The organism is Mucilaginibacter conchicola (genome assembly GCF_003432115.1).
Taxonomy (GTDB): domain Bacteria; phylum Bacteroidota; class Bacteroidia; order Sphingobacteriales; family Sphingobacteriaceae; genus Mucilaginibacter; species Mucilaginibacter conchicola.
Genome location: NZ_QWDC01000001.1, coordinates 403,627 through 428,151, shown reverse-complemented (window position 1 = coordinate 428,151; position 24,525 = coordinate 403,627). Strand labels below are relative to the sequence as shown.

Here is a 24,525-nt window from a genome sequence, read left to right as displayed (position 1 = left end):
ATTTACAGAATTTTAGAATTTTCAGAATGTCTGAACCCGAATTTCGGGAATTAAAAGAATTTATAGAATTATAACAGATGACAGAAAATACAAACTCTGCCTTTCAAAAACTCCCCCTTCAGGGGGCTGGGGGGCTTCGCGTTGCCGTTAAAGCCGATTGCTCTCGGTTAATGGAGCTGATACGCGAACTGGCTTTATTTGAGCGTGAGCCAGAGCAGGTTACCGTTGGCTTAGAGGAGTTTGAAGAAGCCGGTTTTGGTGCTAATCCGGTTTGGAAGGCTTTTGTGGTTGAAATTGATGGCGTGGTTGTTGCTTTTGCATTGTACTATGTGCGCTACTCCACCTGGAAAGGAAGTCGCTTGTACCTCGAGGATCTGATAGTAACTGAAGAACACCGCGGTAAAGGGTTAGGAAAATTGCTTTTCGACAGATTGTTTCAGGAAGTGCGTGAGCTTGGATTTAGCGGCATGGTTTGGCAAGTGCTCGATTGGAATGAGCCGGCCATTAATTTTTACAAAAAATACGGTGCCGATCTTGATGCCGGATGGCTTAATGCATCGTTATCAAAAGAACAAGTTGCCAGTTTATGAAAAACATCACCACATCTACCCTTTTAGTTGCCATATTAGGCCTGAGTGCCTGCCAGTTTGGTACCGATAAACCGAAAGAGCAACACGAGATTTTTAAAGATACGCTGGTTTACAATTACCAGAACATTCACGAACGTGCACCTGATTGCGGCGAGAAAGCCGATAGCGCTTGTACCGTGGTAAGCATTAAATATCCGGTGTTTGCAAAAATGCCGATGCTGAACGACACTATTGTTAAAAAGCTTGCCCAACTGGGTATAATGGATGACAGAAAACCTGACACCAGTTTAACCCTGGTAGCTAAAAAGTTCATCCAAAGCTATGTAGACTTTAAAAAGACCGAAAAACGTTCACAAATGTTCTTCACCATGGATAGCTATGCCAAAGTATTAGCCCAGGATTCATCGTTAGTAACCCTGGAGTATGGCGGCTATAATTACCAGGGCGGTGCACACGGCGGTAGCTTTACCGGCTTTATTAACTGGAACCGTAAAACAGGTAAAGAGGTAACTCTTAAAGAGATCATCGCCGATGGTAAGTACCCCGAACTGAGCAAAATTGCCGAGGGTATCTTCCGTAAAAGTGAGAAGCTATCAGATACCTCATCGCTGGCGCGCGATTACTTTTTTAAGGATAATAAGTTTGCCTTAAATGAGAACTATTCGCTTACCCCTACCGGTTTACGATTTGTGTATAACCAGTACGAGATAAAACCTTATGCTGCGGGCCAAACAGAGTTGTTAGTGCCTTATTCATCTATCAAAAATATTTTGCGGCCCAATACCGCTATCAGTCAATACGTAAAATAAATGCTTGTATTTAAGTTCGGCGGTGCATCAGTTAAGGATGCGCAGGGTGTTATTAATCTCGGGAAAGTAGTTGGCAATTATACTGGTGAGCAATTGCTTGTTGTGGTATCGGCCATGGGTAAAACCACCAATGCGCTGGAGAAACTCACCCGCGCCTATGTGGATGGCAGCGATGATATGCACGCCATTTTTGATGAGATAAAGAATTATCACTACCAGATACTACACGAACTGTTTGGAGATCATCACCCGGTATTTGATGAGGTGGCCAATACTTTTGTGGAGATAGACTGGATGATTGAAGATGAACCCCATGATGATTTCGACTTTATATACGACCAGATAGTATCCATTGGCGAACTGGTATCAACCCGTATTGTGAGTGCCTGGTTCAATCATCAAAACTTAACCAGCAAATGGATAGATGTGCGCGGATATATACATACCGATAACACCTATCGCGAAGGGATTGTTGATTGGGACAAAACCCGCGCAAGCATTCAAAAGGATATTCCTGCGTTGTTAGGTAACGGCATTGTAGTAACACAAGGCTTTTTAGGCGGCACATCTGAAAACTTTACCACTACGCTCGGTCGCGAGGGTTCTGATTATACGGCTTCTATATTTGCTGCCTGCTTGGGTGCAGAGTCTGTTACCACCTGGAAAGATGTTCCCGGTATATTAAATGCCGATCCAAAGCTTTTCCCTGATACCATCAAGTTTGATGAGCTCAGCTACCAGGAAGCAATAGAGATGACCTACTACGGCGCCAGCGTTATTCACCCTAAAACTATAAAACCACTGCAGAACGCCAATATTCCGCTATTAGTAAAACCTTTTACACATCCTGATGCCCCCGGAACGGTGATCAAACAAAACGCTATAAACAAGTTTGATAAACCGGTTATCATCGTAAAAAATAACCAGGTATTGCTGTCTGTTTCTGCTACTGATTATTCGTTTGTATCAGAAAGCCATCTTAGCGAGATATTTGCTGCCTTCGCAAAACATAACGTGAAAGTGAACATGATGCAAACATCGGCCTTAAGCTTTACTGCATGTATAGATTTTTCTCCCGAGCGTTTCGAACGCCTTTTGAAAAGTTTAAAAGAAACGTTTAAAGTGAAGTATAACAGCGACTTAAAGCTGATCACTTTAAGGCATTATACCGATAGTGCATTACAAGAAATTATTGGCGATGAAACTGCGTTAATGAAACAAACCAGCCGCAACACTGCGCAGGTAGTTGTTAAATGATTAGAGCATATACAGTAACCAAACTATAATTGCTGCCGCAAATGTGTTAAGCACATTTACGGTGTTATTGCCTATTATACCGCGGCGTTCTAACGTAGCACCAAGTATTGAATCTATAAGATTACCGGCCGTGCCTGCTATCAGGATAATGAAAAATACTGTATTAAAGCCATAATAAAACGAGTATACCGCTGCAATAACTGCCGAACCAGCTAAGCCTATCAGGATGCCTTCAACACTCACTACGCCGTCTTTGCCCCTTTCATCGGGTTTAGAGGTGATAATGTTGTAAAATCTTTTTCCGTAAACCGAGCCCAGTTCTGATGATAGCGTATCTGCTAAAGCGGATGCAAATGCGCCGGCCATCATCAGTTGAAAAACCGGAGCGTTAGCCAGAAAGAGATAAGCAAATACACCACATATAGCAGCAATACCTCCGTTGGCTAAAACCTGCCATGAGTTGCGTATCTGTTCATGAGTTTGAGTTTGTAAACTGCTCTTATATTGTTTTTTATGAGATGTTGCCAAAACTGATAGTACGAAGAATACGCCGAGTTGTGCTATACCTGCTATCCCGCTGCCAAGCCAAATTAAAACGGCTACCATGCCACCCGTTACAGCACCGTATGCCGTAAGCTTTTTTGACTTATAAGAAGCCAAAACTGCTGCTGCTAAAAATATGATGAATATAATGGTGCTTAAAGGCATCAATCAAATTTAGGTAATAACAAGGATACTTATCACAACAAAATGCCCCGGTATTTTGCCGGGGCGTTCTATTTAATATCAGAAGAAATATTAGTCGCGCTTTTTTTGTGACTGGTGTGCGCTGTCTTTACTTGATGTTTGGTTTGAGCGCTGGCCACCGCCGTTGCTTATCCCTTTTGATTTTAAAACCTCTCTCGAGTTAGTAAATGCACGGTCGGCAGTGGGATTACCCTGGTGGCCATTGGCATTATTTTTCAGATCCTGTGTTTTCATAACAGATGTATTTAGTTCACATAAAGGCTTTACAGCCTGTTTAGATAGATAAATACAACAATGGTGCCGTTTTAGGGAAGAGATCAGAGATTGGTTGACCGGAGATTAGTTGTAAAGGCAGAGAAAGATTGAGTGAATTAGTCATGTATTGAAATCCGTTGTGCACACTAATCTCTCATCTCCAATTAACTAATCGCTGATCTCAATTAACTAATGAATACACTTCTAACATGTAAAGGCTTTCTATCATGGCCGAGTTAAAATCATCCCATTCCTCTTCTGTAAAAACAAAATTGATATCGCGGTTAGGTGTGCAAAGTACTACCCTTTCAGATCCGTCGGGAAATGGAAAGCATCTGTCCTCGAACCCCATATCGTTAGTAAAACGCTGAAATGAAACGAATTGAGACGGTGTAAAACAAAGTAAAAGGTTTTGATGCCATATATTCAGCATACCACACTCAGGGCAATGGCTTATTACCGTTGGGCCTTTTTGGGTCAATATCCTTGTTTCGCACATATAGGTTCAATGTTTTATTGCGCCTGTTAAACCTGCGGCAAACGCTCAAAAGCCGCAGGTAAACAGGACTTCTATTAACTAACCAATTGTTAATTTCTATTTAGATTGCCCATTGTGGGCTATGTTATTCATTAACGTACAGCAAATGTAAAAACTATTTTTCTTTTATTTAGACTAATTATAAATAATATTGAAATTTTTGTGATGATTTTTATTATGTTGTTAATAATCAGAATTTTATGTTATATATAAATTGCTAAAAAAAGATAGGATGTTGCTTGAAGACGCGTGATCTAAATAATTGCACTGATTATTTAGGCTAAAATAGGAGTTGAAATATTGCTCTGATAAACGGGTTAGTATGGCCCGGGTGTGTTTATTCCCACTATAAATAATAGATAAAGTGGCGGGTACCAAGTATCCGCCACTTTATAATTTGGTGCAATAGAAATATGGGTACCTGCAAAGTTGTGGCTATACCACAACTTTGCAGGTATAGGAAGCTTTTATTGGCGAACCATCAGGTAAGGGAGTTTGAAAGAGCCCGAAGTTATTCCCGCCAGGTCTACTGATATTAGATTACCGTTTGAGTCGTAATTGTTTTTCGACGATGTAAAGTAAAACGTGCCTGAAATAGTTTTTGCCACCGTATCTACTGTAGTAACTGTAAGGTTTCCATTACCGTTCTGTACCTCGCCAAATGGCTCAAAAACATAAACGCCATTGCTGTTTTTTACTTGGGTTGAGTAAGTAAATACCAGTTTACCGTCGGCAGCGGGTGTATAACTACCTGTTGTAAAGTTGCTGTTATTTGCGGGATTACTGTCTTTTACACTTGCCTCAACCTGTTGTTGCGATTTGGTGCCTTTAAAATAAAAGGTTTTGGTTTTAGCAGTAGCATTGTAAGTAAGTGTTGCCGAAACAGTATCGGGGGTCCAAACATTTCCGCCGATGGTTGCCTGTAAAGCCGGCGCAGGTGTTGTGTCGGTACTGTCAGTAGAGCTACTTTTTTTGCAGCCGAACATCGAAAAAGATAAAAGAGCGATGATGGGTAAAATGTGTTTCCAGTTCATTTTTACGGTGATTTTGCGACGAATCTAAACCGAAACGGTGTTTCGATCAGGTTATTTTACATTATTTAACAATTACGCAGTTTATATCATAAATGATACAATTGTATATGTTTGAAAAACAATGAATTGAAAGAATGTTGAATGAGGAACGGTTGAAATTTTAACATTTCTTATGTTAAAAAATGTTATCAACAAGTATCACATTTTACAACAAACGGGCGTTATAAATTTCAAATAAAACGCATCGCCAATGGCAAATTGCGCTATTTTAGCCGCCTATGATACCTGTGATCTCTAAACTGCCCCAAACGGGTACAACCATTTTTACCACCATGTCGGCCCTTGCTGCAGAGCATGGCGCCATCAATCTGTCTCAGGGCTTTCCGGATTATTCCTGTGCCCCTGAACTGATAGATCTGGTGAATAAAGCCATGTTAGACGGGCATAATCAATACGCGCCTATGGCAGGTTTAATGGCTCTGCGCGAACAGATAGCCATCAAAACAGAAAAACTGTACGGCGCAGTTTATAATCCCGATACCGAGATAACGGTAACGGCCGGTGCAACGCAGGCTATTTTTACGGCCATCAGTGCGGTTATTCATCCCAATGATGAAGTAATTATGTTTGAGCCGGCTTATGATTGCTACGCTCCTGCTATTAAGCTGATGGGCGGTGTGGTAAAGTCGCTGGAGTTGGAACCGCCTGATTATCGTATCCCCTGGGAAATGGTAAAAAGGTTGATCACCAATAAAACCAGGATGATCATCCTCAACTCACCCCACAACCCTACCGGAACCATATTAACCAGGCACGATATTGATGAATTGATAGCGCTGGTTAAAAATCAGGATATATTGATACTGAGCGATGAGGTATACGAGCACCTGGTATTTGACGGGCAGGAACACCATAGTATGGCCCGTTATCCTGAATTGCAAAGCCGTAGTTTGATCGTTTCCTCATTTGGAAAAACATTTCATGCCACAGGCTGGAAGATGGGTTACTGCGTTGCTCCCGCTCATTTGATGCAGGAATTCCGTAAGATCCACCAGTTTTTAGTGTTTAGCGTTAACACGCCGATACAATATGCAATTGCGCAATATTTGAAGGATGAGAATAACTATCTGAGTCTGCCTGATTTCTTTCAGCAAAAACGCGATCATTTCAGGCGGGGTCTGGAGCAAACACGCTTTAAATTGTTGCCATGTGCAGGTACTTATTTCCAATCTGTTACTTATGAAGATATAACTGACGAGAAAGATGTAGACTTTGCTATCCGCCTAACAAAAGATATCGGTGTAGCAGCCATTCCTGTTTCCGTGTTTTACCGCAAAGGGACAGATAAACACGTTTTACGATTTTGTTTCGCCAAAGAACAAGAAACGCTTGATAAAGCCGTTGAAAGACTATTAAAAGTTTAACTTTATGTAAAACTTTACGTATAAATTTAATTGCCGTAACCTATTAAAAGCTACTTATGGATAACTTAAAAATTACCGTTTACCAGGGATATCTGTTTTGGGAAAATATTGATAAAAACCTTCAGAACATATCTCTTCGGTTATCCAATATCCGCGAGAAAACAAATCTCATCATACTGCCCGAGATGTTCAATACCGGGTTTACCATGAATGCCGCCGAACTGGCTGAGCCAATGGATGGCAAAACCATGCAATGGATGAAAAAAACTGCCGAAAAGTTTGATGCGGTGGTAACCGGTAGCCTTGTGATCAACGCAGATGGCAAGTACTACAACCGCCTCATCTGGATGCGCCCCGACGGTAGCTACGAGCATTATGATAAACGCCACCTTTTTGCTTTAGGCAAAGAGCATAATACCTACACCGCCGGCCACGATAGGCTTATTGTAGAGCTTAACGGCTGGCGAATTTGCCCTGTTATTTGCTATGATCTGCGTTTCCCGGTGTTCTTGCGCAATATTCCTGATAACGAGTATGATCTGCTTATTGTAGTAGCTAACTGGCCGGAGAAACGCGCCCTGCACTGGCGCACCCTGATACCTGCCCGTGCGGTAGAGAATCAAAGTTATGTTATAGGGGTAAACCGTGTTGGTCACGATGGTAATGAGGTTTACCATTCAGGCGATTCAACCTGTATCGACCCCAACGGAAACGTGGTTTACTACAAACGCGATGAAGAAGATGTTTATACCTTCTCTATCATCGGCGATGAAGTAGCCAAAGCCCGGCGCGCACTGCCTTTTTTGAAAGATGCGGATAAGTTTGAGTTGCTGTAAGATGATATAGTTTGCGTAACATTTTAGCTTTGTACCATGTTTTAGCCGTCTAAACTTGCTATTTTGCGGCTTCAAAACTCCGTATAAATGAAACTTGTTTTTCGTGGGGCGCTGGTATTAACGGGCCTCTTTATCGCATCTGCATCCTTCGCACAAAAGAAAAAGACCGATCTTACAAAATTTGTTGATCCTTTTATAGGTACCGGCGGCCATGGCCACACCTACCCCGGCGCGGTTATGCCTTTTGGTATGGTACAGTTAAGTCCCGATACCCGTTTAGAGGGTTGGGACGGCTGCTCGGGATATCATTATACCGATACCGTTGTTTATGGTTTCTCGCACACGCATTTGAGCGGTACAGGCATCCCCGACCTTTGCGACGTGCTGTTTATGCCAACCACAGGCGAGCCCAAATTTAAGAACACGGATTACCGTTCGGGCTTTAACAAGAAAAACGAAAGTGCTACGCCAGGCTATTACCATACCTTGTTAGATAAGTATAACATCGGTGTTGAGCTAACCTCTACCGCGCGTGTTGGTGTACATAAATACGATTACAAAGGTGCTAAGGAAGGTAATATCATCATCAATCTGAAACACCGTGATGAGGTACTGGATTCATGGATAGAAGTGGTGAACGACCACGAGATACGTGGTTTCCGTAAATCAAAATCATGGGCTACAGATCAGCATGTATACTTCTACGCAAAATTCTCTAAGCCATTTAAAAGTTACGGCATTGCGCTAAATGATGAGTTGCAGAACGGTAAGAACAAGGTTGAGGGTAAGAACGTAAAAATGTACATCCGCTTTGATAACCCTGGCGATGTAATTTCAAAAGTAGGTATCTCAGCCGTTAGTGCCGAAGGTGCTTTGAAAAACCTGGATGCCGAGGTAACAGATTTCGATTTCAAAAAAGTTGCCAAAGCCGCCAAACTGGCCTGGAATGATGAATTGAACAAAATTCAGGTTGAAGGTGGCGCGCCATCTACCGCTTCGCAAAATCAGATGGCCTCTCCTGCTTATAGTCCGTACGGTTACAATCAGCCATCGCCAAAAGGTAGCAACAAGAAACAGCCGACCCCGCCTGATTATGGTAAGCTAAAACAGGTGATGTTTTACTCGGCGCTTTACCATTGCTTTTCGGCACCGAGCCTTTATAATGATGTTGACGGGCAGTACCGCGGCATGGATGATAAAATCCACAAAGCCGAAGGCTTTAATTATTACACGGCCTTCTCGCTATGGGATACGTACCGTGCTGAAAACCCGCTGCTGAATATCATTGACCGTAAACGCACGCTTGATTTTATCAAATCTTTTCTGGCGATGTATGAGCAAGGCGGCGTATTACCTGTATGGCCGCTGGCTACTACCGAAACCTATTGTATGGTGGGCAACCACAGCATCCCGGTTATTGTTGATGCCTATGCAAAAGGCATCCGCGATTTCAACGCTGAGGAGGCCTTTGCCGCTATGAAAGCATCGGTAACGCGTAAGCAATTTGGTTTGGATAACTATGCCCAAACCGGTGCGGTGCAATCTGATGTAGAACATGAATCTGCCGCTAAAACCCTGGATTACGCTATCGACGATTGGTGTATTGCCCAAATGGCAAAAATGCTTAACAAGCCCGAAGATTATAAAACCTACATTAAACGTGCCCAGTACTGGAAAAACCTGCACAACAACCAAAACGGTTTTATGCAGGCCCGCGAAAATGGTGGCTGGTATGTTCCGTTTGAGCCTACCGAGATCAATAACAACTACACCGAAGGTAATGCATGGCAATATAGCTTCCTGGTTCCGCAGGATGTTGAAGGACTGGCCAAAAGCCTTGGCGGCCCGGACAAACTGGAAAAGAAGTTGGATGAGTTATTTACCACCACATCAAAACTAAGCGGCCGCCAGCAGGACGACGTGACCGGTTTAGTTGGCCAGTACGCACATGGTAACGAGCCAAGCCATCATATTGCGTACCTGTACAACTTCACCAATGCATCATACAAAACCCAATACTATGTAAACAAGCTGCTGCGCGAGCAGTACAGCGCCCAGCCTGACGGCTTATCGGGCAATGAAGATTGCGGACAGATGTCGGCCTGGTATGTAATGAGCTCTTTGGGTTTATATAACGTGATGCCGGGACAGAATCAGTTTCAAATTACCCTGCCACAGTTCGAGAAAATTACACTGAACCTGGAGAATGGCAAAACCTTTACTATCAGCAATCCCGGTGCAACGGTTAATCGCAATAACTTCTATATACAAGGCATGAACCTGGATAAAAAGCCTTATGCCAAGCTTTACCTTAACTATGAGGATGTTGCTAAAGGTGGCGATTTTGAAGTATTTAGCGGTACGCTGGCCAACAAACTTTTTATGCAGGAGCTGGAAAAACCAACCTCAAAAATTACAGATGAACTGATAGTGCCCAACCCGTACATCACCGGCACAAAAACATTTAAGGAGCCTATAGCTATAGAAATTGGTTGTGCCGATGCTGATGCGAAAATTTACTACACTATTGATGGCAGCACTCCTACTGCACAATCAACGCTGTACACCAAACCCTTCCAGGTTGCGGCAACAACAACTGTAAAAGCTATCGCGATAAAAGATGGTAAAAGCAGCTTTGTTGACGAGGCTGTTTTTAAAAAGATCCGCAGCGATATCAAGATCAGTATCATTAACAAATACCTGCCAAACTACAGCGCCCAGGGCGATGAAACGTTGATAAACGGTATACACGGTACGGCTAACTGGCGCATAGGTAATTGGCAGGGCTATACCGGTAAAGATGTTGAGGTAGTACTGGATATGGAGAAAGTAAAGCCTGTAAAACAGTTGAGCTTTGGTGCGTTGCAGGATAGCCGCGCATGGATCGTATTTCCTAAAATGGTTGAGTACTGGTTATCTGATGATGGCAAGAATTACAAACTGGCCGCAACGGTTAACACCAAAGTAGCTCCAGATAGTCTGGAGCCGCAAACGCAGGAATACACAGCACCTATCGGCAAAAGCGCACGTTACATAAAAGTAATAGCCAAACAGTATGGTCCGCTACCCGAGTGGCACGAGAGCAAAGGCAGCCCATCATACATTTTTGCTGATGAAATAACCATCGACTAAAAACCATGGCCTATAACGAAGCACTGGTAAACAAAGTACGCGAAGCCCTTATGGATTTACCTATAGTGGAAGAGAAAGCCATGTTTGGCGGCATCTGTTTTATGGTGGATGATAAGATGTGCATTTGCGTAAAAGATGCCCACATGATGTGCCGTGTTGGATTGGATGAAGCCGAAACTGCTGTTGAGCAGAACGGCGTAAGCCAGATGAACCATGGTGGCCGTGTTATGAAAGGCTACATCTACGTAGAAGAACCAGCATGGCACCGCCAGGCCGACTTTGATCACTGGATAGACGTTTCGCTGGCCTTTAACAAGGTGGCCAAAGCTTCAAAAAAATAAAACAGCCGGGTGGTGAGGATTTATTTCTCCCACCCGGTTTCTTTTAGTGCCGGGTCGTTCTCTTTGGCCAGGAAATCGTTATCAGATAATGAGCTTGCTTCCCAGTTCAGGATAGCCTCATCGGGTACCACATTTATCGGCGTTTTCCATGAGACAGATTTTTCATTATAAGCCAGGTTACTTTGCAGCGAATAACAGGAAATAATACTCCAGCGCGGCGCATCAGATAGGTTAGCTTCAGAGCGGTGCAGCAAATTGCTATGGAAGAAAAGCGCATCGCCCGGCTGCAGTTCCGCATAAACAAGCGGCATGGTTTCCAGCGCATTGTTCACCATTACCATATCTGCCCCTACTTGTTCGCCGGCAAAACCGTGGTTAACGCGGCCCAGTTTGTGCGAACCTTTTATCACCTGCAGGCAGCCGTTTTCTTTATCAGCTTTAGTAAGTGCCACCATCACACTCATCAGCTGATCGGGAAACATGAACTGATTTTTGTACCAATAACCATAATCCTGGTGCCACTCCCAAGCGCCACCCACCCGTGGTTCTTTCTGCATCAGTTTGGAATGAAAATGGCAAACAGAGGCATCGCCATCAAGCAAAGCTGCTACGCGGATCACCATTTTATTGCTGCGGGTTAAATAACCAAATACATCATTACCCGGCGTAAACCAAAGAGATAAACGCGTTTTCTTACCGCTTTGGTCGTTAAGGTCGAGAGCGTTCTTGCTCATTGCGTCGTCGCTAAGGGCGGTGCTGTAAAGTTTGTCGGTCTCTTCAGGCGAACAAAAATTGCGTACAATAAGGTAGCCATCGCGGTGATAGGCTTCCAGCTCTTGTGGTGTAAAAGCAGGTTGTTGTGGCATGATGATTAATAATTGGTAAGTAAATTTAAGCAACTCATCGCAGTAAACATTCTCTAAATGGTAATTTAGCACCTGCCAATGAAACTCTTTATAAAAAATATGGTGTGCAGCCGTTGCAAAATGGTGGTTAAGGCCGAGCTTGAAAAAGCAGGGTTAACGCCATTGTCTGTTGAATTGGGTGAGGTGGAGATTGCGGAAGATACATCGTTAGCTGCGTTGCAAACCCTTGGTGAAAACCTTCAACATCTTGGCTTTGAAATTATAGATGACCGGAAAAGCCGTATTATAGAGCAGATCAAAAACACCATTATTTCACTCATACATCATAGCGACGAGTTGTTGAATGTTAACCTGTCCAACTATCTATCGGCAAAGCTTAACCTCGATTACGGTTACCTGAGCAGTTTATTCTCAGAAGTTGAGGGCGGTACCATTGAGAAATACTTCATCGCCCAAAAAATCGAGAAAGTGAAAGAACTGATGATGTATGATGAGCTAACGCTTTCGCAGATAGCGAATGAACTGGGCTACAGCAGCGTGGCGCATCTATCGGCACAATTTAAAAAGCAAACGGGCCTCACCCCTTCTTTTTATCGCACGGTTAAAGAGAATAAACGCCGCAATATAGAGGACCTGTAAATGTTGTAAACCTTTCCGGTAATTATGTAAAGGCACGTGGCTCATGGTACCATACATTTGCATTATCAAATTCTAAACAAAATGACACATACCTATAATATCACCGGCATGACCTGCACCGGCTGCCAGTTTAAAGTGCAGCATTTACTTTCACAGGTGCCCGGCGTTACCGGCGTCGAGATCAATTTGGAGAAAGGTACCGGTGATGTCACCATGGGGCATCACGTAAATACTGCTGAGTTGAAAGCAGCCCTTGCCGATTATCCAAAATACGTATTAACCGAGGCGGAAACGCATCAGGCACCTGCAGCTTCGTCATTTACTGATACAGAAGAAAAGAGATCATTTGTACAAACCTACAAACCGGTGCTGCTCATTTTTGCTTACATCACCGGCTTAGCTGTTTTAATTACGGCCACAACCGGCGGCAATTGGATGATGGGTATGCGCATATTTATGGGCGGCTTCTTTCTAATATTCTCCTTTTTTAAAATGCTGGATATCTCCTCATTTGCCGATAGCTATGCCATGTATGATATTGTGGCTAAAAAGATCCGCGCATGGGGATATATCTATGTGTTTGTAGAATTAGGGCTTGGTATTGCTTATGCCATTAACTTTGAACCATTTATCACTAACCTGGTTACGTTGGTAGTAATGGTAGTAAGCATCATAGGCGTACTGCAAAGCGTGTTTAACAAACGCGCTATCCGTTGCGCATGCTTAGGCTCGGTATTTAACCTACCCATGAGTACAATCACTATTATTGAAGATGGCCTGATGATAGCCATGAGCGCCGTTATGCTGGCGCTGATGGCATAAGCAATTTAAGACCAATCAAACGTTACTATCTGCCCGTTAAGCTTCCACTTGGCGGGCTGGTTTGTTTCCAGCCAATCTAAAGGCTCGCCGGTTGGTTGCGGTTTGGCAGCTTCGGCAAAGGCTTGTTTAATAGCAGCCTTTTGTTCTGCACCCAAAAACGATGGATCAGCCGATACAAACAAAGGCGAACCACTTTGTGCTACCAGTTGCAGCCATTGTTTGGTTTTGTTCCAGTCTACATCTTTAGTTACCCCTACGCAATCGCCATCGGCAGCGTAAAAGGTGTTGTTTTGCGTCATCCTGAAACCCATGGTATTCACGCCCATTTTGCGGGTACGCTCCCACTCTTTGCCGCTGGTATCATCGCCAATGCGGTTTAGCTCAAATAAGCCTGCAGAAAGGTGGCTCAAAGTATTACAGCCAATAAGGTACATACTACCTGCCGCTTCGCGGATGGCTTTGTACATATTTAGGATGATCTCCGCGTTGGTTTTGGATTGGTCGGCAAAGTGCCAGCCCGGCTGGGTAAACTCGGTGGTCATTTGCATGCCCCACCTGCCAAAAATATCATACGAACTAAAGTCGTGCTTTACCATTTCGTAACCCCACTGGCGATAAAGCGAGATATTATGCTTTATCTGCTCAATATTTTCAGGTACGGACGGATCAAGTATTGGCGTTTTGGCATCATCCCGGCCTTTAATGGTTGGTGCCAGGCGATTTTTTACAGTATCTAAGCGGGCTATCAGCGGCCTTGTCCATATACCGGGGCGCATACCCAGGCCTTTTATCTCACCGGCCATTTTGGCCATATCCTCAAACTTATCGTTGTGCTTGGCAAAATCATCAACTTGTTCCCATCCGTCATCAATTACCGACCATGGTTTATTACCGCTAACGGCAAACTCTGCCATGGCTTTAGTAAATTCATTGATAAACTTCTGCGAATTATTGCCATACGCAAAGTACCAATCGTTAATACCGTAGATGGGTTGCTTTGGTAAACGTGGCTTTTCGCACATCATCTTACAGAACCGTGTGGTGGTGGCAAACGCATTTTCGCCGGGGCTACTCATGGTTGTAATAATATCTGCAGCATGTAAAGTACGGTTGCCCAGCTTTACACCCTCGCCGCCTGAATGAGTATCCAGCGTTAGCTCAATAGCATCAGGCTTAACGCCCCACCAGCATATAGTATTGCAACCTGTTTTAACACCAAAGCCAGCCGTTTGCTTTTCATGATACAACATAGCATACCATGGGTTTTTGGTATTGGCATCGGGTGTTTTCCAGCCCAGGTCGCCATAAGAGCGTTCCCAATGATCGCCAAGTACTTTGCTGTATTTTTGTGTCTGATATTTCCACACCATGCGTATGCCGCGCAATTCGGCATTTGGCGATTGGATATAAATGCCGCGGGCGTTGCCCCTTGATTTTATTTCAACGCTGATGTCTTTATCAGAAAACGTATTGCCTTTGCCACTTAATTTTATCCAGTCGCCATCGGCAATGGCCCAAACTTCGTCAGGGTCGTTGATCAGTTGATCGCCTGCCGGGTTTGCGAAGGTAATACGGCTGTACAAGGTGGCGACTAATGCGGTGGAAGACAGCTTGATAAAATTGCGTCGTAGCATGTTGGTAAGGTAAATGTTTGTGCCTTTAAATTATAAAAAATTATCTTCACACTGTGTAACAAATTAAAGCTGGTGCGCTCTAAACGCTACGCGTTACTAAATTTAAATCACAACTTTTATGAACTGGAAATTCTTCTCGAGAAAAAAAGCAGCCGATAAGCCACGCAAAAGCGTACTGCGCGAGTGGGTTGATGCCATTGTTTTTGCAGTTGTAGCCTCTACCATTATCCGCGGCCTGTTGTTTTCGGCGTATGCCATCCCATCGGCATCAATGGAAGGTAGCCTGCTTACAGGTGATTATTTGTTTGTGAGCAAAATGGCGTATGGCGCCCGTATGCCTATGACGCCTATATCTATTCCGTTTCTTGAATCGACTGTTTTTGATGGCAAGGTTAAAACATACTGGGATGGCTGGCAATTAGGTTATCATCGCCTGCCGGGCTTAGGCGAGGTGAAGAAGGGCGACCCGGTAGTGTTTAATTTTCCTGCCGAGACAGTACAGCGCCCCGTTGATATGCGTACGCACTTTATTAAGCGCTGTGTTGGCGTTGCCGGTGACGTTATTGAGATAAAAGATGGCAAAGTTTACGCCAACGGCAAATACGAGCCGCTTTTTCCTGAAGGCCAAACATCATACATGGTTACTACGGATGGTACCGACTTTAACCCCGATATGATCAAAAACCTGAAAATAGACCTGCGCCTGCAGTACAGCCCAAATTTGTATGAAATGATCATCCCGCCGGCAAGTTTGGCGGAATTTAAAAGCTATTCCAACATCAAATCTGTTAAAGAAGTTATTGAGCCTGCCGGGGAGTACAACGCGCAGATCTTCCCGAATAACGAGAAATTTAAATGGAGCGAAGATAACTTTGGTCCATTGATGATACCGGCGCGTGGTACAAACATCAAGTTAACCGATTCTACCATGGCGTTATATGGCAGGGCTATCGAAGTTTACGAGCATAATAAGGTTGAGCGTAAAGGCGACGCTGTTTTCATTAACGGCAAGCAAACCGACAACTATACCTTTAAAATGAACTATTACTGGATGATGGGCGATAACCGCCATAATTCAGAAGATTCGCGCTTTTGGGGCTTTGTACCCGAGGATCATATAGTAGGTAAAGCCATAGTGACCTGGATGAGTGTTGACAGCGCTGGCAATGGTTTAAACCATATCCGTTGGAACAGGGTATTAAAAGGCATCAATTAAGATATCTCTACTAAAAATAGCTAAAGCCGGTTGTTTTAACACCCGGCTTTTTTGTTCGATACCGAACACCTGATGTAACGCTTTCGCCCGACGGATAACTTTTTATATTTTATAAGTTATTGTATATTAAACAGATATAACAATGGCATTTACTTTGCTGTCTTACTGACACAATAGTTAAGTATGAAAGAGCCCCGCTACATCATAAGGCGCACTTTGTCGCAAGAACGTTTTGAGGTTTTGTGGACCAAACACAAAAACGGACAAACAACTTTAAAAGATCTTGCCGAAATGGACGAGATCATCAACCGCGATGCGGGTGTAAGGCGTTTTGTATTAGAGGAAATGGCTACACAGGATTTCCCCGGCAGAGATCAGGATCTTGACCGGAATAACGCCGTTCAACCAACCGGTTTTTTCGGCAAGTTGATTTTTAAGATCAGATCGATATTTAATTCATTGTTCAGCGATAAACAACAAACGCCATTTATCGCTTTCCCGTCTTCAAATTAATCTATTGGCAGGGTAAACCAAAACTGGCTGCCCTCGCCCCATTGGCTGTCTACACCAATATTGCCATCGTGCCTCTTGATGATATCCGAGCTGATGTACAAGCCCAGCCCAAGGCCCGAGAATTGGTGCCCCAGCGCATCTACACGGTAATAACGGTCAAACAGGTGCGGTAATTTTTCGGGGTTAATACCAATCCCATAATCTTTCACTATCACTTTTGCATCGTCACCGCTGCGTTCCAAAACAACATCTATCTTTCTTGATTGTGGCGAATATTTGATTGCATTGCCTATAAAGTTCACCAGTACCTGGTCAATGCGGCGGTAATCGGCATAAACAAACAATTCGTCCTCACCGGTAACAGTTATCTCGTGGTCGTTACCCTGGCTAATATGGTCGCAGCTGTCTTTAACCAGTTCTGTGAGGTTAAAGCGGTTCTTACTTAGCGCCAATTGGCCTTGTTGTATTTTGGTAACGTTTAACAGGTCATCAAGCAGGTGTACCAGTTTGTTTAAATTGTTACCTGCCTTGGCCGTAAACATTTTAAATTTATCCGATACCGGCTCATCTTTCACCAGTTTCTGAAGTATCTGTAACGAAGCATTTAAAGATGTGATCGGCGTTTTCAATTCGTGGCTGGCAACGCTGATAAATTCATCTTTACGCTTTTCCATCTCCACATCATCAGTAACATCCTGCAACGTACCGCTAAAGCGGGTAGCAGTGCCTTCTGCATCAAAAATCACTTTTCCTTTTGCACGCACAATGCGCCTTTGGCCTGTTTGTTGGCTAACTATGGTATATGATATATCGTAGTTGCCATCGGCACCGGGCTTCATCGCATCCATAATGGAGTTTCCAACACGCTCACGGTCTTCAGGGGCAATTGCCTCAATAGCATTATTCAAGGGGATATCAGGCGTGTGAGGTAGCCCGAACCATTCGGCTGTGCGCTTATTGCCTACAAATTTATTGGTTGCGGGGTCAAGGTCCCAGGTACCCAGTTCTGCTGCCTCAATCGCAAATTGTAGTTTGGTTATTGTATCATCAACGGTTTTAAGAGCTTTTACGCTTGATGTTGTCTCATGGCATATTACCAATGCACCACCCGATGTACCATCTTCGGTAATAACGGGGCAATAGCTGTACGTCCAATAAACATCATCTATTTTCCCATCCCTAAACATGGGTACCAGTTCGTTCTCGCTGTAGGTTGATTCGCCGCGCATGGCACGCTCTAACTGGGGCGTCATAATCGGCCATATCTCCTGCCAGCTATCTTCGCCCCTGCCGCCAAGTGCAGTAGGGTGTTTGCCTGTAGCGCCAAGGCTTGGGCGGTAAGCATCGTTATAAAATTGGATATATTCCTTCCCCCAGAATAAAAACATAGGGAAACGCGACTTAAGCATAGTGCTTAAGGTAAGCAGCAGGCTTTGCGGCCAGGTATCGGGCGTGCCTAAAACAGTTGCCGACCAATCGAATGTGCGGATAAGCTCTCCCATCTCGCCCCCGCCTTCAAGGTATTTCTTATAAAGGGGTTGCGGCACCGTATTTTCGGCCATGTATCTTTCGTTTAGTATTGTAAAATCCTTAACCGAAGTAAGCGTTTTATTCAGCTTTAAATATAGCCAAACTGTAACTTTTTCATTTCAATTAAGGCTGTAAATTTAATTTATAGATATTTAAGCAACAATAGCTATCGCATGAAGAAACTCCTACTATCAGCTTTATTTTTGCACAGTGTTTGCGCCTTTGCCCAAAAGAAACCCTTAGACCATAATGTATTTGATGGCTGGCAGAATATAGCTGCCCAACGCTTAAGTGATAACGGCAAATGGGTAGCCTTTGTAGTTAAACCCCAGGAAGGCGATGCCGCGCTGAATATCATGAACACAGCAGGTAAAAGCAAAACCGTTATCCAACGGGCAGATACGTTACGTTTCACCGCCGATAGTAAATATGCTGTATTCCTGATCCGCCCCTTTTACAAAGATGTAAGGCAGGCGAAGATCAAAAAGAAAAAGCCTGCTGAAATGCCTAAAGATACTTTAGGTATTGTTACGCTGGGAAATACTCAAATACAAAAGGTACCTGCTATACGAACATTCAAAATAGCAGAGAAGGCCTCAGTAATAGCCTACCTCTCTCCTGCTGATTCGACCAAAAAACCTGCACAAACTGATACATCAAAAAAGGCCGTAGCCAATACTATTGCCCCACCGGTTAAAGATGGTGCGGAACTGACTATCCATCAGTTGGCAAACGGCAAAAAGCGACAGTTTCAATATGTAAGCGATTTTCAGCTAACTAAAAATGGCAAGTGGCTGGCTTTCTCTGTAACCGCGCCCAAAAAGAACGATAAGGTAAAAGCCGGTTTGTTTTTGTATAATGTGGAAAGCGATGTGCTGAAAACCATCAGCACCGGTAAAGGTAGCTACAAGAACATTACTTTTGATGATGACGGTAAACAGTTGGCGTTTACTGCTGAGAAAAACCCCGAGAAGGCACAGGTAAAACCGTTTAAACTTTACTACTATACCACAGGTAAGGATAGCGCCACTGTAATTGCCAGCGAAGGCACCACAGGTGTACCCGCCAAATGGGCGGTTAGCGGCGACGGCAAAGTGCAATTCAGTAAAAGTGGTAATAAATTGTTTTTTGGTACCGCACCTATCCCCAAACCGGCTGATACTACACTGGTTGATTTTGAGCATGCCCGCCTCGATATTTGGAACTATAAAGATGATTACCTGCAACCGCAACAGCTTAAAAACCTGCAGCGCGATCTAAAGCGCAGTTACCAGGCCGTTATTAATTTAAAAGAAGGTGCCCGAAAAGTGATCCAGTTAGGAGATATCAATCTTCGCGATGTATTTATGGCCGATAACAAGGATGCTACTTTTGTGTTGGGCGTTACTGATACGGGCGCACGTGTGCAATCGCAATGGGAAGGTGGTGCGCAGCAATTAGCTTATCTCATTAATACCAATACAGGTCAACGTACCCGTATCAATGATCGTATAAAAGCCAGGTACAGCATCTCTCCTGATGGTAATTTTGTGCTTTGGTTTGATGCTAAGCTGCAGAAATGGTTCACGTATGATGTGAACACGGGTAAGAAGCGAAATATCACCTCTGCCATTACGGCCAAACTGGGCGACGAGGAAAATGACGTACCCGATGATCCTTCAGCGTATGGTGTTGCGGGTTGGGAAGCGCATGATAAGCATGTGTTGATATATGATCGTTATGATATCTGGAAGATTGACCCGGCAACCGGGCGGGCAAATAATTTTACAGATGCTATGGGGCGAAGAAATAAAGTGGAGTTCCGTTATAATGCTGCTGACCCTGAAGAGAAATTTATCCCGGCAAAAGCTACACTATGGATGATAGCACAGGACGACCGTACCAAACAATGGGGCTACTACACCAAAACCATGGCTGGCGAAGGTGAACCAAAGCTTGCAGCGCCTCTCGCTCCCATGAAATACAGCGACCTGCTAAAAGCTAAAGATGCTGATGTGTTTATCTATACCAAAGAAAGCTATACCCAATCGCCTGATCTTTATGTATCTGCTAACCTAAAGCAAGAAACCAAGCTTAGTGCCATTAACCCGCAACAAGCTGGTTACAACTGGGGCACCGCCGAACTGGTGGAATGGACTACACCGAAAGGACATAAATCAAAAGGTATCCTCTACAAACCCGAAGATTTTAACCCTGCAAAACGATATCCGCTGATCGCCTATTTCTATGAAAAACTATCTGATGGATTATATAATTATGTACCGCCAGCACCTACGCCATCTCGTTTGCCGATAAGTTGGTTTGTGAGCAATGGTTACCTGGTTTTTGCACCGGATATCAGTTACGATGCGGGCCATCCCGGCGCTTCTGCTGTAGAGTACATCAACTCGGGTGTTGAGTATCTGAAGAAAAATTCTTGGGTTGATGGCAGTCACGTGGGCATCCAGGGACAAAGCTGGGGCGGTTACCAGGTGGCTTACCTCATTACACAAACTGATATGTATGCCGCTGCCTGGGCAGGTGCACCGGTTGCTAACATGACATCGGCTTACGGTGGCATCCGTTGGGAAAGTGGTGTTAACAGGCAGTTCCAATACGAAAAAACACAAAGCCGCATTGGCGCAACGCTTTGGGATAAACCTGAATTGTATATTGAGAACTCTCCCCTGTTCCAACTACCAAAAGTAAAAACGCCCGTGGTGATCATGAGTAATGATGCTGATGGCGCCGTGCCATGGTACCAGGGCATTGAGATGTTTACCGCCCTTCGCCGCTTAGGCAAACCGGTTTGGTTGCTGCAGTACAACGATGAGGCACACAACCTGGTGAAACGGCAAAACCGCAAGGATATCACCATCCGCGAAGCGCAATTCTTTGATCACTTTTTGAAAGGCGCCCCAATGTCGGTATGGATGGATAAAGGCGTGCCTGCAATTGACAAAGGCAAGGATTGGGGATTAGAATTTTAGTTTGCAGTTTTGAGTTGGCAGTGTGCATTAATATAACCCATGTCATTTCGAACGAGCGACAGTGAGGAGAAATCTTCTACGTTGTAAGTATCGGCCGCAGAAGATTTCTCCTCGTTCCTCGTTCGAAATGACAAAGTGGTTTTACAAATAGTAATGTCTTATACAATTTAACCTTTCATCCAACTCATAAACCCATGGGATTGCTGTGGGGATATCCAGTTTGGCTACATCTTCATCGCTTAGGTTTTCAATGTATTGTACCAAAGCGCGCAGGCTGTTGCCGTGCGCGCAGATGATCACTTTCTTACCTTCGCGGATAGCGGGTACAATACTCTCGTGCCAGAACGGTAAGGCGCGGGTCATGGTTTCACTAAGGTTTTCGGTAAGGGGTAGTTCGCGGTATGTGAGGTCCTGGTAGCGCAGGTAATGGCCTGGGAAACGTTTATCCTGCTCGTTTATGGCAGGTGGGTGTTCAAGCGGGTCGCGGCGCCACTTGTGTACCTGCTCTTCGCCATATTGGGCAACAGTCTCGTCTTTGTTTAATCCCTGTAAAGCGCCGTAAAAACGCTCATTTAACCGCCACGATTTTTGTACAGGGATCCACAGGTTATCCATTTGCTCCAGCACAAAATGCATGGTTTTGATACTACGCTTTAATACCGAGGTAAATCCTATATCAAAGGTATATCCTTTTTCGGCTAATAGCTTGCCTGCCTGTATGGCCTGATTCAAACCGTTTTCAGACAGGTCGACATCTGTCCATCCGGTAAAACGGTTTTGCTGATTATATACACTTTCGCCATGGCGCAGTAATACTAATTTTTGGATCTCTCCTTTTGCCATTTGTTTTGCTAATACGGTTTAGTAAACTGCAATTACAGTATTGTTTATTAATTGTTTTTATTTAGATTGCAGTAGAAACCAATTTTAAAACCTTAATTATGATACCAACAACACCTGTTGTGGTGAAGGATGGCATTGCCAACCCTGCCCCGCTCGGCCTTTGCGCTTTTGGCTTAACCACTGTTTTACTCAACATCCACAATGCCGGCTTTTTTGAGCTGAATGCCATGATATTGGCCATGGGCATTTTTTACGGCGGACTTGCACAGGTTATTGCCGGCGTTATAGAGGCTAAAAAGAACAATACTTTTGGCTTAACAGCATTTACATCTTATGGTTTTTTCTGGCTGTCATTAGTAGGCCTTATTGTAATGCCAAAATTGGGTTGGGGTACAAAACCATCAGAAGGTGCCATGTGTGCTTATTTGGGTATTTGGGGACTGTTTACTTTATGCCTGTTCTTTGGTACTTTGAAGCTAAACCGTGCGCTACAATTTGTTTTTGCATCTTTAACCATCCTGTTTGGCTTGCTGGTTTGGGGTGATGCAAGCGGTAACGAAAGCATTAAGCACCTGGCAGGTTATGAAGGTATAATATGCGGTCTATCAGCCATTTATACCGGCATAGCTAACGTGCTGAATGAGGTTTATGGCCGCACAGTTTTACCTATCGGTGCTAAATAACAGCAGGTTAAATGTTTTCTTGCTAACTTGCGCAGGTGAAAGATTACAAAAAATACTATATACTGCCGGCTACGCCGGAAGAGATCTACATGGCGCTTACCAACCCCGTAACCATACAGTTATGGACGGGCGACCCTGCAGAAATGTCAACAGAGCCCGGTTCTGAGTTTTCGTTATGGGAAGGCGCTATTGTGGGCAAGAACATTGAGTTTGAAACAAACAAGAAAATTGTTCAACAATGGTATTTCGACGGGCAGCCTGAGGAATCCATTGTTACTATAAAACTGCATGCTGATAAACACGGCACATCTGTTGAGTTAAGGCATACCAATATTCCTGATGAAGCTTACGATGATATCACCGAAGGCTGGAATGATACTTATTTTGGAAGCCTTGAGGATTTCTTCTCGTTTTAAAATCGAGAATATTTAAATGATAAAAAGCCGCCCCTATTTAGGAGCGGCTTTTCTTTTGTTGTGAGCAGTATTATTGCTTAGTAAAGCGTAAACTCTACACGGCGGTTTTGCTGACGACCTGCTGCTGTTTTGTTAGAAGCAATTGGTTGTAGCTGACCGTAACCTGTAGCTTCGATACGTGATGCATTAGCACCTTTCTCTACTAAGTAGGTTTTGATAGCTTCTGCACGGTCTTTAGATAAACGCATGTTTAAGTCTTTTGAACCTGTGTTATCTGTGTGACCAGCTAATTTTAAGCTGAAGTTTTTATCAACTAATAAACGTGCTACCCTGTCTAAGCTTGCGAATGATTTTTCGCGGATGGTTGCTTTACCTAAGTCAAACTCAAGGTTTGAGATAGCATCTTTAACCACACGGCGATCTTCTTCAGTAACCACTACTACAGGTTTAGCTAACGGACAGCCTGAGCCATCAACTTTAGTACCTGCAGGTGTGTTAGGGCATTTATCGTTTAAGTCGATAACACCGTCACCATCACTGTCAACAGTCAATTTAGCAACGTTTGCGTTAGTCGCATCTAAATCACTTCTTAACTGTGCGTTTGCTGCTTTTTCAGCATCAACTTGTGCTTGTAGTTGTTGGTTTTTCCATAAGTATTCTGTACGCATTGAGTTAACCGGGTTGTAAGTGGCTAACTGTGGTTTCTTGCTGCTTCCAAGGGCAAATTCTAAACCGATGTGTGCATAAGAGAACCTGTCGTTACCGCCTACGTTAAGGCCGTCAAAGTTATCTGTTTGTACAAAGTTAACCTGGTAACCTAAGTCTAAGTTAACACCCGAACCAAGGTTAAATTTAAAGCCCAAACCAACCGGAATGAACCATTCTTTGCTTGTACCATTACTGCTTGCTAAAGTATTACCCGAAGCATCCTGGGTAGTTACTTTGTAACCAGCGTAACCGGCACCTGCACTAATGTATGGCTGTATAGCGCCTTTGTGGTTGTACCAGTTAATATTGGCTAAAGTAAAGTTTGCTTTTAATGCGGCACTCCAGTCAAGTTTGGTGGTGTAGCTGCTTCCGGCGGCAATAGTACCTACTGCGCGTCCGTTCTCGCCACTAAGCTGGCCTCTTAAGAAGTCGGCTTGTAATGCAAAACCCGGTAAAAATTGTTTTTGGATGTAAGCACCGTAGCCAATTTCAGATTTTGGAGTTCTGTAATCCTGGCGGCCGTTAGTGCCAAAAATGGTGTATGGTGTTAAAAGGCCACCATGAACGCCTATTGTCCAGGTGCGGAAAGAGCCGCCGCCTGAGAAAGGTTGTACGTAATTTTTTGTGTTTAAGGAATCGGGGGTCTGCGCAAACAATTTACCGCCAACCAGCAAGCCGGTCATTAGTAATGATGCTTTTTTTAGATGTGTTTTCATATTGCTC

The 24,525-nt window shown here is 43.9% G+C and carries 23 protein-coding genes; 14 read left to right on the top strand and 9 right to left on the bottom strand.

The genetic code is table 11. From position 1 onward, the window contains the following. Positions 1-77 precede the first annotated feature (77 nt). The 3 genes from D0C36_RS01710 to D0C36_RS01700 are packed head-to-tail and all read left to right on the top strand — an operon-like array spanning position 78 to position 2,656. Complete coding sequence (locus D0C36_RS01710) at positions 78-590, top strand: GNAT family N-acetyltransferase (protein WP_117389863.1); 513 nt, start codon at positions 78-80, stop codon at positions 588-590. Further along, positions 587-1,399 carry a DUF3298 and DUF4163 domain-containing protein gene (locus D0C36_RS01705; protein WP_117389862.1) on the top strand — a complete coding sequence of 271 codons (813 nt, stop codon included), beginning with the start codon at positions 587-589 and terminating at the stop codon, positions 1,397-1,399. Before D0C36_RS01710 ends, D0C36_RS01705 begins: the two co-directional genes overlap by 4 nt. Then, a complete protein-coding gene (locus D0C36_RS01700; RefSeq protein WP_117389861.1) occupies positions 1,400-2,656 on the top strand; it encodes an aspartate kinase in 1,257 nt (418 codons plus the stop codon). Here D0C36_RS01700 and D0C36_RS01695 read toward each other — a convergent pair whose 3' ends face one another. The 4 genes from D0C36_RS01695 to D0C36_RS01680 all read right to left on the bottom strand — a co-directional run bounded on the left by D0C36_RS01695 (position 2,657) and on the right by D0C36_RS01680 (position 5,230). Next, positions 2,657-3,364 carry a DUF92 domain-containing protein gene (locus tag D0C36_RS01695; RefSeq protein ID WP_117389860.1) on the bottom strand — a complete coding sequence of 236 codons (708 nt, stop codon included), beginning with the start codon at positions 3,362-3,364 and terminating at the stop codon, positions 2,657-2,659. It lies immediately after the preceding gene. 90 nt (positions 3,365-3,454) lie between these two features. Further along, positions 3,455-3,637, bottom strand: a complete 183-nt coding sequence (locus D0C36_RS01690; RefSeq protein ID WP_117389859.1) for a hypothetical protein — start codon at positions 3,635-3,637, stop codon at positions 3,455-3,457. A gap of 202 nt (positions 3,638-3,839) precedes the next feature. Next, positions 3,840-4,157, bottom strand: coding sequence for a hypothetical protein (locus tag D0C36_RS01685; RefSeq protein ID WP_233524384.1), 318 nt, complete (start codon positions 4,155-4,157; stop codon positions 3,840-3,842). Between the two features lie 506 nt (positions 4,158-4,663). Further along, positions 4,664-5,230 (bottom strand): DUF6252 family protein, encoded by a 567-nt coding sequence (locus D0C36_RS01680; RefSeq protein WP_147321913.1) that lies wholly within the window; start codon positions 5,228-5,230, stop codon positions 4,664-4,666. A 278-nt stretch (positions 5,231-5,508) separates the two neighbouring features. On the opposite strand from D0C36_RS01680, the gene D0C36_RS01675 reads away from it, so the two are divergent. From D0C36_RS01675 to D0C36_RS01660, 4 genes are all read left to right on the top strand, one after another. Further along, a complete protein-coding gene (locus D0C36_RS01675) occupies positions 5,509-6,654 on the top strand; it encodes a methionine aminotransferase (protein WP_117389856.1) in 1,146 nt (381 codons plus the stop codon). A gap of 56 nt (positions 6,655-6,710) precedes the next feature. After that, entirely contained in the window at positions 6,711-7,490 is a 780-nt protein-coding gene (locus D0C36_RS01670) for an amidohydrolase (RefSeq protein WP_117389855.1), read from the top strand. 87 nt (positions 7,491-7,577) lie between these two features. Further along, positions 7,578-10,622: a GH92 family glycosyl hydrolase gene (locus tag D0C36_RS01665; RefSeq protein WP_117389854.1), complete on the top strand. Its 3,045-nt coding sequence runs from the start codon at positions 7,578-7,580 to the stop codon at positions 10,620-10,622. Between the two features lie 5 nt (positions 10,623-10,627). Further along, entirely contained in the window at positions 10,628-10,963 is a 336-nt protein-coding gene (locus tag D0C36_RS01660) for a TfoX/Sxy family protein (RefSeq protein ID WP_117389853.1), read from the top strand. Positions 10,964-10,983: 20 nt separating this feature from the next. On the opposite strand, the gene D0C36_RS01655 is transcribed toward D0C36_RS01660, so the two are convergent. Continuing rightward, positions 10,984-11,829, bottom strand: coding sequence for a phytanoyl-CoA dioxygenase family protein (locus D0C36_RS01655; protein ID WP_117391325.1), 846 nt, complete (start codon positions 11,827-11,829; stop codon positions 10,984-10,986). Between the two features lie 78 nt (positions 11,830-11,907). On the opposite strand from D0C36_RS01655, the gene D0C36_RS01650 reads away from it, so the two are divergent. After that, a complete protein-coding gene (locus tag D0C36_RS01650) occupies positions 11,908-12,468 on the top strand; it encodes a helix-turn-helix domain-containing protein (RefSeq protein WP_117389852.1) in 561 nt (186 codons plus the stop codon). A gap of 81 nt (positions 12,469-12,549) precedes the next feature. Next, positions 12,550-13,290, top strand: a complete 741-nt coding sequence (locus D0C36_RS01645; protein ID WP_117389851.1) for a heavy-metal-associated domain-containing protein — start codon at positions 12,550-12,552, stop codon at positions 13,288-13,290. 5 nt (positions 13,291-13,295) lie between these two features. Here D0C36_RS01645 and D0C36_RS01640 read toward each other — a convergent pair whose 3' ends face one another. Continuing rightward, entirely contained in the window at positions 13,296-14,924 is a 1,629-nt protein-coding gene (locus D0C36_RS01640; protein ID WP_147321912.1) for an alpha-amylase family protein, read from the bottom strand. A gap of 118 nt (positions 14,925-15,042) precedes the next feature. On the opposite strand from D0C36_RS01640, the gene lepB reads away from it, so the two are divergent. Together lepB and D0C36_RS01630 are read left to right on the top strand one after the other, a co-directional pair. Beyond that, positions 15,043-16,140 carry a signal peptidase I gene (gene lepB, locus D0C36_RS01635; RefSeq protein ID WP_117389849.1) on the top strand — a complete coding sequence of 366 codons (1,098 nt, stop codon included), beginning with the start codon at positions 15,043-15,045 and terminating at the stop codon, positions 16,138-16,140. A 183-nt stretch (positions 16,141-16,323) separates the two neighbouring features. After that, positions 16,324-16,653, top strand: coding sequence for a hypothetical protein (locus tag D0C36_RS01630; protein WP_117389848.1), 330 nt, complete (start codon positions 16,324-16,326; stop codon positions 16,651-16,653). Here the strand turns inward: D0C36_RS01630 and D0C36_RS01625 are convergent. Further along, positions 16,650-18,215: a PAS domain-containing sensor histidine kinase gene (locus D0C36_RS01625; RefSeq protein ID WP_117389847.1), complete on the bottom strand. Its 1,566-nt coding sequence runs from the start codon at positions 18,213-18,215 to the stop codon at positions 16,650-16,652. The genes D0C36_RS01630 and D0C36_RS01625 overlap by 4 nt on opposite strands. A gap of 141 nt (positions 18,216-18,356) precedes the next feature. Between D0C36_RS01625 and D0C36_RS01620 the strand changes: the two genes are divergently transcribed. After that, positions 18,357-21,152, top strand: a complete 2,796-nt coding sequence (locus tag D0C36_RS01620) for a S9 family peptidase (protein ID WP_117389846.1) — start codon at positions 18,357-18,359, stop codon at positions 21,150-21,152. 141 nt (positions 21,153-21,293) lie between these two features. Here the strand turns inward: D0C36_RS01620 and gpmA are convergent, their stop codons facing one another. Next, complete coding sequence (gene gpmA, locus D0C36_RS01615) at positions 21,294-21,995, bottom strand: 2,3-diphosphoglycerate-dependent phosphoglycerate mutase (RefSeq protein WP_199501947.1); 702 nt, start codon at positions 21,993-21,995, stop codon at positions 21,294-21,296. A 98-nt stretch (positions 21,996-22,093) separates the two neighbouring features. On the opposite strand from gpmA, the gene D0C36_RS01610 reads away from it, so the two are divergent. Continuing rightward, entirely contained in the window at positions 22,094-22,678 is a 585-nt protein-coding gene (locus tag D0C36_RS01610; RefSeq protein ID WP_117389845.1) for an acetate uptake transporter, read from the top strand. A gap of 35 nt (positions 22,679-22,713) precedes the next feature. Continuing rightward, entirely contained in the window at positions 22,714-23,094 is a 381-nt protein-coding gene (locus D0C36_RS01605; RefSeq protein WP_117389844.1) for an SRPBCC domain-containing protein, read from the top strand. 77 nt (positions 23,095-23,171) lie between these two features. On the opposite strand, the gene D0C36_RS01600 is transcribed toward D0C36_RS01605, so the two are convergent. Beyond that, complete coding sequence (locus D0C36_RS01600) at positions 23,172-24,518, bottom strand: OmpA family protein (protein ID WP_117389843.1); 1,347 nt, start codon at positions 24,516-24,518, stop codon at positions 23,172-23,174. Positions 24,519-24,525 lie beyond the last annotated feature (7 nt).